We start from the raw sequence: 9,122 nt of genomic DNA, 5'->3' as shown, positions 1-9,122 counted from the left end.
GGACAGGTCAGCCACAAACCCAGATCATCCACGCCCCACAGCCACGATCAAGCAACAACCACAACGTGTCACCCCAACACAAACGCCCAGCTCAGCGGACCGCTGTCACTCACCCGTGAATGGACACGTCACGCGGAGGGTGTGGCCTCTCACTCTGGGAAGGGAGTTCCTTCTCAAGGGGGCGTCACGGGCACCAGGGACGAGACGCGATCCCGCTACGAGGAATCGCATTCTCGTGCGGGTGGTGGTTGCTCATCAGTGCGTCACCGGGACCAGCCCTGCGCAGCCGACCAGGTCAGGAATCGTTCTGCCTCCAACGCGCGACGAGCGGACGCACCCATTCAGGGAGAGTGGGATCAGTTCCCTGTTCGGAGTAGCTTGTCCGACCCTCGATAGTTCCTAGCCAGACGATGCCCCACGCGTCAGGGTTCCATCGGTCGGCCGACAATCCTGCCGGCTCTTCTACAAAGTGGTAAACTATCTCTCTGGCGAGCTCCAGAGGCGACTCGAGCCGCTCTCTTTCCTCACCAATTCCAGCATTCCTGGTGACTTCCCAGCGGACCCCAAAGAGCCGCCTCTGAGGCCAGCGCGTCCACGAATGGAACAGGATACAGACGGCCGGACTTTTCCCCACCCAGTCAATCCAGGTTGCAATCGAATTTCTTTTCGAGTCCGGCCGATTTAATTCACTTCGAACCATCTCGAGGCATTTCTTTGCGCGATCGAAGCCGCTTTGATCAATCAATCTTACCAACTTTCGCGGGAGTGTCGCCCTCTACTCTAAGATGCCAGCGCGAAGAGAAAGATTTGCAGCGTTCGCCGGAGTGCCACCGCAAGGCCAACCAGAATCTGTCGTAGCCGGTGAATGACCCACCTGGTGGAGGAGCGTAACCCTACACCAGGTGGGTCACTGCTTCACCACTACATGCTAATGCTCATGATAGGCCGTGATGATACCAATGGGATAGGTGGCACCACCCTTGGAGTCATGGCCTGGATCAATCACCACTCGCGACCACCATGTAGTGCTCTTTCCGCACCAACACCTACTCCTGAACTTCTTCCGCATCACAATCCTACCGTTATCCTGCATGTAGACCTGGTCGGGCGCAAGAAGAGTCTGCTGCAACTGCGCAAAGGTGAGCTCACCCTTGTGCTTGCCCTCGATATGATACCAGCCCCAACCGCTATCCGTGATGTAATTGTGGGATCCGTACCTCAAGACCGTCGAGAGAAAATTGCATACCGGCATGCAATTAACTCTAAATTTGTTCCGAATCTGATACGAATGCTTGTTCCGAACCCAGGGTGAGCTTCCGTCTAGGTCGAACACATTGTAGGGGTCCTGGTGGGCGTAGTCGTATGGGTTGTCGGAGCCGCCGAGGACGGGGTCGGTCTGGAGGAAGCGGCCGGTGTTCGGGTTGTAGAGGCGGGCTCCCATGAGCAGGAGGCCGGAGAGGGTGTCGTGGGAGCGTTGCTGGCTGCCGAGCCAGCCGTAGCGGGGGTAAGCGGAGGCGGGGGTGTAGGGCTTGCCGAATTCGTTGGATTCCTGGAAGGAGCTGGTGGAGCTGGCGGTGGTGGTGTCGGGGGCGGTGGCGACGATGTCGCCGTGGATGTTGGTGAGCTGGATGGTGACGGCGCCGGTGTTGTCCTGGATGGCGGCGAGGCCGGTGCCGATGCCGTGCACGTTGCGGGTCCAGGTGGTGGAGCTGTCGGCGATCCAGGCGGGGCTGTCGTCGGTGTCGTCGGTGTAGTGGTTGGTTGATGTCGTGCTGCCCTGTGTCCAGGAGCGGACACGGCGGGCCGGGTCGAGGGCGTAGGTGCGGGTGGTCGAGCCCTGGTTCTCCGAGGCGACCATGTCGTCGGCGGCGTAACCGACGGTCAGCGTCGTGCCGCCGGCGTCAGCTGCGGGCACGGTGGTGGTGCGGCCGAACTTGTCGTAGACGTAGCCGGTGTCGGTCTGCCGATCGGCCTGGTCGTAGCTGTGGGTGAGGGTGTAGGTGGGGGTGGTGGAGGTGCTGCAGGCCGCGCCGGGGGCGTTGGTGCCGGCGTCGGGGTAGGAGGTCTCGCCGGTGCGGTTGGAGTCGAGGTCGTAGGTGTAGCGCCGCGACGTGCAGGTCTGGGCGCCGCTGGTGGCGCGGACGTCGCGGGCGAGGGTGAGCCGGCCGGAGGTGTCGTAGAGGTACTCGATGCCCTGGTTGGGGGTGCCGACGATGCGGCCCTGGCCGTTGATGTTGTCGATCTCGCTGTAGCCGAGCCAGGTCGTGCCGGACTTGGCGTAGGTCAGCGCGGTGGGGCTCGCGGTGTTGTCGTACTGGCGGGTCCCGACCAGGCCGTTCGGGTAGGTCTCGGTGGCGAGCTTGCCGTCACCGTTGTAGGTGGCGCTGAACGTGGACGGCGCCGAGCCCGCGCCGACGTTCAGGCTGGTGACGACGCCGCGGTGTTCGTTGGTGCCGTCGTAGGTGTAGGTGTAGACGCCCTTGCCGTCGTTGACGGTCGACGTCTGGCCGTCGATGTCGTAGCCGGTGGTCGTGGTGTTGCCGTCGGCGTCGGTCTGGGAGCTGACCTGGGCCCAGGTGTCGTAGCCGATGGTCAGGGTGATCCCACCGGCGGTGGTCGTCGTCGGCAGGCCATTGTCCGGGCTGTAGCCGAAGGTCGCGGTCGGCACGGTGGCGCCGCCGTCGGCCGTGGGGCTCACCGCCACGGCGGCGGAGGTCTTGCGGCCGGCCGCGTCGTAGGCGGTGGTGGTCGTCCTAGTCGTGGAGCTGACGGTCTCGACGGCGGTCAGCGGCTCGTTGAGGTTGTTGTAGGTGTAGGCCGTCGTCGGCAGCGGGTTGCCCGAGCTGGGCTGGGCGGCGGGGGCTTCCTGGCAGGCCAGGCCCGCCCAGGAGGCGTTGACACAGCCACCCGAACCGGTCGGGGTGAAGTAGGAGGTGAGCGTGGTGAACGCGTCGGTGCCGGCGCTGTTCGCCTTGGGCTGGCGGACCTCCACCGGCTGGCCCGCCAGGTTGTAGTAGCTGGTGCGGACGACGTCCGGGTCCGAGCCGCCCATCCAGGTCGTCACGCGCGTCGGCCTGCGCAACGTCCACCCGGACGTCGCCGCGTCGGCGCCGGTCTTCGCCTCGTAGCCGCTGATCACCTTGCGGGTGTCGGTGTCGGCGCTGCCGTCGTAGGCGGACGTCGTCACCGTCGTCGGCAGGTGGTAGACCGCGCCGCCACCCGGTGCGCCCTGGTCGTAGTCGGTGTGGGTGTGCAGCCGCGCCGACGTACGGGTGCCACCGTTGGTCACGTAGCGGTGCTTCGGCCCGTAGGAGTCGACAGGCACGACCCCGTCGGCGGACCAGTTGGTGTCGGTGTCGAGGAGCTGGGCGCGAGTGGCGGAGTCGGTGAGCGCGGCGACGGTCGGGTCGGTGTCCGCGGTCGGCGTCAGGGCCTGGTCGCGGTTCTCGGCGGTCAGCTCGCGGATGACGTTGCCGCGGGCGTCATGCTCGGTTGTCGTGACCTGCCAGGCGCCGGCGCCGTAGGACGCGGCGTTGACCTCGCGGCCGTTGGCGTCCATGTAGGTGAGGTCGGCGTAGGGCCAGTCGGACGCGCCTGGGGGCGAGGATGGCACGTGGCTCGCGGGGAACACAGCCGTCGCGAAGAACGGCAGGTCCTGCTGGCCCCAGGTGCCCACCGCCGTCGGCGACATGTCGACCGGCGCGGAGCCGCCGGTCAGCGGGATGTCGTAGACGATGCTCTGGGTGGCGTTGCCGGCGCCGCCGGGCCGGGCCCGGGTCAGGCTGATCAGCCGGCCGTAGCTGTCGTAGTTGAAGTTCCAGGTCTCCTGGCCCGGTGGGATGTAGCCCTGGACCCGGTTCTCGGCGCTGTACCAGTAGAGCGTCGCCAGATGGCCGCCGCCGGCGGTGTCCAGGCGGGGGTCGTACTCCTCGCGCAGCCGACCGGTCGTGTCGAACTTGTAGCGGGCCACCTCGACCGGGGCGGCCCCGTTGAGAGACATCGAGATCGAGCTGATCCGCCCGGTGTAATCACCCCACGTCGCCGGATCCCCGCCGTCGGCGGTCGCCGTGGTCGACGTCGCATAGGAAATCGTCAGCGCCCGGCAGCCGGCGCCGAGCGTGCCGGTGCAGGTCACGCCGGCCGGGACGGGGGCGAGGATGCGGGTCGTCCGGCCCTGGGCGTCGACGGTGAAGGTGGAGGTGTTGGCGTTGCCGGGCTCCATCACCCGGTCGTCGACCCAGATCGTCGTGCCGCCGACGGTCGCCGTGTTCCAGGTCGTGCGGGTGCCGTCGACCTCGGTGAGGGTGAACTGGGTGGCCGAGTCCTTGGTCAGGGTGGAGCCGTCGGCGGCGGTGTCGGCGACGCCGGCGTAGTGGTACGGGTAGCTGCCGGAGCCGACCCGGGTGTAGACGGCGGGCGCGCCTTCCGCCGAGGTCAGCGTGACGTAGCCGCCGGAGTCGGTGTTGTCGGTGAGCGTGCGGTTCGCCGAGCCCGACGCCGGGCCGGGGATGTTCGACGTCCAGCCCGGGCCGAACACGCCCGCCGGGGTCGACACCGCACCCGGTGGCGTCAGCGTGGTCAGCGTCCGGCCGACGGACAGGGTGCCGATGTACGTGGGCATGGAGACGTCGGTCGCGGGCACCGAGAAGTCACCGGTCAGCGGGGCCAGTGTGCCGGGGCCGACCTTCGTGGTGGCGTTCGTGTCGCTGAAGGCGTTGATCGTGTATTGGAAGGTCGTCGCCGCGGTGCAGGTGATGGTGCCGCCGGAGGTGGCGAAACACGCCTGGACCTGGACCGGGCCGTCGTTGCCGCCGAAGGTCGTCGGCAGGCTCCAGACCTGGTTGTCGAACAGCCCGGAGCTGTTGCGGGACACCGGCCAGGTCGGGTGCGAGGTCGTTCCCTGGATGGTCACCGCGCCTGTCGGCACGTCCAGCCAGGGCAGGCTGGGGTCGGTGCCCTTGCGGTAGTGGTAGGCGACCGAGACCTGGCTGCTCGGCGCCTCACCACGAAGGGTGACGAATCGCTGGGCGCGCGACTGCGGTTCGGGCGAGGCGAGCGCGCCGGTGCCGACGCCGAACTTGTACGTGACGACCGGCGAGAGGTTGCCGGCCTTGTCCACCGTGCGGAGGTAGAAGGTGTGCAGGCCGGCGGTCGGGGTGAGCGTCGCGCTCGCGGTCCCGGTCGTCGACGTGGACGGGGACGGTTCGTCGAGGCCGTAGAGGAAGCTCGCCGTGTCCCCACCGGGCGATGTCCACGACACCGTGCCGGACGTCGTGCCCGACCAGCCACCGGACGGCCAGGCCGTCGAGGTCAGCGCAGTGGGTGCGGACGGCGCCGTGGTGTCGATGGTGAACGGGATCCACGACGACCAGGCCGTCGAGTAGTCCGTGCCGTCGAAGGCCCGGGACCGCCACTCGTAGCTGGTGCCGTTCGTGAGCAGCCCGGCCGGGACCGTCCAGGAGCCCTGGGTGTTCTGGACGATGAAGTCGGTGGAACCCCCGGTGATCTTGGTGGTGCCGGCGGAATCCCAGACCTCGAAGTCCATCCGGACGGTGCCGCCGTCGTCGTCCGTGGTGTAGCCGCTGAGCGTCGGAGACGTCGCGTTCGTGATCACCGTCGGCGGGGTGCCGCCGCACTGGGCCGAGCAGGGGCTGGTGAAGCGGCCGGCGATCGTCGTCGGGTACGAGTTGTAGGTGGTGGAGATGTGGGGGGCGAGGGGCGTGTCGCCGGAGTAGAAGTACTTGAACTGGTTGGCGTCCGTCTCGCTCGGGGCGCGGATGGTCAGCGTCTCCGGCGCGGGGAAGCCGTTGTGCGCCCAGGCGTCGACGAGACCGGTGATGTCGATGTTCGTGCCACCCGAGCCGGTGCACGAGCCGCCGTTGTTGAAGGTGGCGGTGCCCCAGGTGATCCCGTCGCTGCTCGGCTGGGTATTCCAGGTGGTGCCGGCACCCATGCCGCCCGCGCCCTGGACGATCGTCGGCTCGACGGTGCAGGTCGCCGAGCCCTCCTGCCACAGGTTCAGCACGGCCGAGGTGACGTGCCGGCCCTTGATCGCCGAGTCGTCGAAGCTGAGGAACGACCGGTTGACCGCCGCGCCGAGGTAGTTCCCGACCCGGAGCTGGTCGCTCGTGTCGTAGTTCGTCGTCGGGTTGGCGTTGTTGACGTCGGTGTCGAGGTTGTCGGCGAGGGTCGCGGCTGGGTCGATCGTCACCGGGTACCGGCGGGCCGGGTCGGTCAGCCAGCCCTTGTCCGGCTTCAGCGCCAGAGTCGGCGCCGCGGAGGTGCCCTCCAGGGCTGCGTCGACGCCGTGGGTGTGATCGGGCAGCTTGGCCTTCGGGTCGACGTGGGAATCCCACATCAACGGAGCCGGCGAACGCGCCGTCACCTTCCCGCCGGCAGACAGGCGCAGCTCGCCCGACGCCTCGCGGGCCGCGGTGAGGCCCTTGAGGCGCATCGGCAGACGCAGCGCCGCCTGCGCGGCGGCCGGGGTGCGGGCCACGATCCGCACGTCGTAACCGGTCGCGACGACCTTCACGACCAGGTCCGTGTCGGCTGACACATCGTGGTAGGTCGCCGTGTCGCCCTTGAGCTCGGGGGCCGGCAGAGCGGTCGGCCAGCCGAAGGCGACCTCGCGGGTGCCGTCGACCAGGGTCGCCACGTCCCCGGCCGACTTCCCACCCGCGGACAGCACGATGCCCGCCTTGGCCACCTTGGGCGTGACCTTGCCATCGGCGAGGACCAGGGTCGGATCGACGTCCGCCCAGCCGTCCCCGCGGCGCACCCGCCGGATCCCGGAGTAGGAGTCGACGGTGATCGTCCCGTCCGGGTTGACGAACGTCGACGTCGATTCGGAACGGGCGTCCGTCACCTCGATCCGCCGCTTCTCCGCGTGCGCCGCGAGCTGCGCGGAGACCAGATCAGGACGCTCGGCCGGCCCGGTGGCGGCCGGGGGGTCCTGGCCGCCGGCGCCCGCCGGAGCGGCCTGGGCCGGACTTCGCCCGGCCGGGACGAACTGGACGATTGTCACGGCCAGCGCCGCAACCAGCAGGAGCGTGAGTAGACGGGTGAATGACCAGCCAGAACGCACGGGAGAAGCCCGCATCACACCAACTCCGATCCACCGGAAACGAAGGGTTCCGCACGCGGTAATGGGCGCGGCCGCCGAGGGGAACGGCAGACCGCGCCGAGCACCGAAAATGACAGCGGTGTGGATCGCGGTACAGCGTCGATGCCAGCAATTGCTTTGCTGTAGAGCTGCGCAGCGTGACGGGACACCGATCCAGATCCCCCGCGACGACTACTCTCCGCAGGAAGACCGGCAGTCTGACCGGCACATCGAAGCGGTGCGTGAAGAAACCCGCGCAGATGTACAGCACACCTGTAACTAACAGTACCGATTGTGATCTGGGACACTCAGTGGGGTGTTACCGTGACGCAACATGGCGGCCCCTGGGCGTTGATTTCTTCACCATCAGCCCAACGTCGGACACGTATAGCGACGCCAAATCGATCACGTCCTGTAGGAAGCCCGTCATTGATCGTTATGGGCAGTAGGGAACTTCTTTGTCGAATGGGATGACAGGCCGCTCTCGGTCATGCCACAGTGCTTCCCCGGGACACCATCTGGATCGCACGGCGATGTGCGGTCGTCTCGGCCACCGCTTCTGTGACGACCGTCGTCGATGAATGGCCTGGTCATTCATCGGGCGGCGTTCTTCGCGCGCCCACTTCGGCGCCGCGCGAACGGCAGTCCGTATCCACGCGAGGGTATTGAGGGAGGCATTCGGCATGAGCCGGCATCGGCGAGCCCCCACTCGTCGCGCACGCCACCGTGCGGATCCGGACCCCGGGGGTCGTCATCGCCCCGTGGTCCGGGCACCGCGCTCCACCGGCGTCCTCGCCGCCCTACCGATGATCGGCCTGCTCGCGGTCCTGTGCCTGACGCCCGGCGCCGTGGCCCACACGGCGACCACGACCGCGACGGCGGCCGGGGTGTCAGAGACGGGCACTCCCCCGGGGACGCAGGCACATCCGCCCACGCGCGACTACGACCTCGACCTGCCCCCGCTGCAGCCCGCCGTCCAGCCGACGCCGCCCGAGACGCCGGCAGGCACACCCACCCCGGCGGCGTCGCCGGCCAGCCCCTCCCCCTCGACGGGGTCACCGACGGTGGTGCTGCGCGCGGCGGACCGGCGGATCCCCGACCGGATGCTGACCGCGTACCACCGCGCCCAGGCCCGCCTCGCCGCCGAGCGGCCCGCCTGCCACCTGCGCTGGGAGCTGCTCGCCGGCATCGGCCGGGTCGAGTCCGGCCACGCCCACGGCCGGGCCGTCACCGCCGACGGCACGCTGACCAGCCGGATCCTGGGACCCGTCCTCGACGGCCGCGACGGTCGCGCCCTGATCCGCGACACCGACGACGGGCGGCTCGACACCGACACCCAGCTCGACCGGGCCGTCGGACCCATGCAGTTCATCCCCACCACCTGGGCCGCGCTCGGCCGCGACGGCTCCGGCGACGGCCGCGCCGACCCGAACAACGTCGACGACGCCGCCCTCACCGCCGCCACCTACCTCTGCCTCGGCGGCCGGGACCTCACCGTCACCGCGGACCTGCACGCCGCGATCTACAGCTACAACCCGTCCGCGAGCTACCTGCGCGCGGTCCTCGCCTGGACGGCCGGCTACACCGTCACCGGCGTCGTTCCCGGCCCCATGACGATCACCGCCGCGACCCGGCCGCCGGCCGGACCGCCCGCCCGCGCCACGCCGTCCCCCACCGGCCCTGCGCCGGCTGGCGCCAACGGAGACCGCACTCCGGAAGACGACGTCGCACCGACCGAGACGTCATCCGGTTCCCCGGCACCGCCCGGCACCCCTGCGCCGCCCAGTCCGAACCGGTCGCCGGACCGTCCGCACCAGACCGGGCGCGGCGAGTCCCCCGCCTCGCCGACGACGACGCCCCGCTCCCCGGTCGCCAGCCCGACGCGGCCCGAGCCCGCGGCCATGCCCGCCTCGCCCAGCGGCCCCCTCCTTGTCATCTCCATGACGCCCGCCGACGGCACCGGATCCCCGCGTGCCCCGACCCCCACCCCAACTCCTGCCCCCTGACCGGGCGAACT

2 protein-coding genes are annotated in these 9,122 nt (G+C 69.0%); one reads left to right on the top strand and one right to left on the bottom strand.

Annotated elements, in window-relative coordinates; all coding sequences use genetic code 11:
• Positions 1-928 precede the first annotated feature (928 nt).
• Complete coding sequence (locus AC6EXY_RS20545; RefSeq protein WP_499817843.1) at positions 929-7,027, bottom strand: DNRLRE domain-containing protein; 6,099 nt, start codon at positions 7,025-7,027, stop codon at positions 929-931.
• An 839-nt stretch (positions 7,028-7,866) separates the two neighbouring features.
• Here AC6EXY_RS20545 and AC6EXY_RS20540 point away from each other — a divergent pair.
• Positions 7,867-9,111, top strand: a complete 1,245-nt coding sequence (locus tag AC6EXY_RS20540) for a lytic transglycosylase domain-containing protein (RefSeq protein ID WP_499817842.1) — start codon at positions 7,867-7,869, stop codon at positions 9,109-9,111.
• Positions 9,112-9,122 lie beyond the last annotated feature (11 nt).

Source organism: Frankia sp. RB5, assembly GCF_059816245.1.
The sequence above is the reverse complement of the archived record's forward strand: the minus strand, read 5'-3'. Positions and strand labels throughout refer to the sequence as shown.